At 73.8% G+C, this 660-nt stretch carries 1 protein-coding gene; it reads left to right on the top strand.

The annotated features are described in order from the left end of the window. Positions 1–653, top strand: a 653-nt coding sequence (locus tag ABFX54_RS56710; protein WP_346115629.1) for a helix-turn-helix transcriptional regulator, incomplete at its 5' end; no start/stop codon positions are given. Positions 654–660 lie beyond the last annotated feature (7 nt).

Genomic DNA, 660 nt, shown 5'->3' on the forward strand with positions numbered 1-660 from the left:
TGCGGGCCCTGGCGAAACTGGAGCAGGTGCTGCCGTCCCGGCTGCGGCGGCGGGTGGGCGCGCTGAACGCCTACACCGTGCAGATCACGGGCAACTCCCCTGCCGTCGCGCCGGACGTGCTGACCACGATCGCGAACGCGGCCCGCGACCACGAGGTGCTGCGTTTCGACTACACGGGCCACGACGGCGCGGCGAGCCTGCGGAACGCGGAGCCGTACCGGCTGGCGCACCGGCACGGGCGCTGGTACCTGGTCGGCTACGACCTCGACCGGCGGGACTGGCGCACGTACCGGGTGGACCGGGTGCGCCCGCGCACACCGACGGGTCCCCGCTTCACGCCACGCGAGCTGCCGCAGGGCGGCGACGTGGCGGCGTACGTGGAGCGGGGCGTCAGCACGGCGATGTGGCGCCACCACGCCACAGTGCTGCTGCACGCCCCGGTGGAGCGGATGCGAGCGGCGTCGCCGGGCCTGGATGTCGAGCCGGTGGACGAGTCGACCTGCCTGCTCCGGCTGGGTGGCGACGACGTGAACGGGATGGCGGTGTGGATCGGGTTCCTCGGCGTCGACTTCGAGGTGCTCGACCCGCCGGAACTGGCCGAGCACGTCCTACGCCTCTCCGAGCGTTACCGGCGGGCCGTCAGCGGCCGGTAAGGGGGCG

The sequence above is a fragment of the Nonomuraea maheshkhaliensis genome (assembly GCF_039529435.1).
Lineage (GTDB): Bacteria > Actinomycetota > Actinomycetes > Streptosporangiales > Streptosporangiaceae > Nonomuraea > Nonomuraea maheshkhaliensis.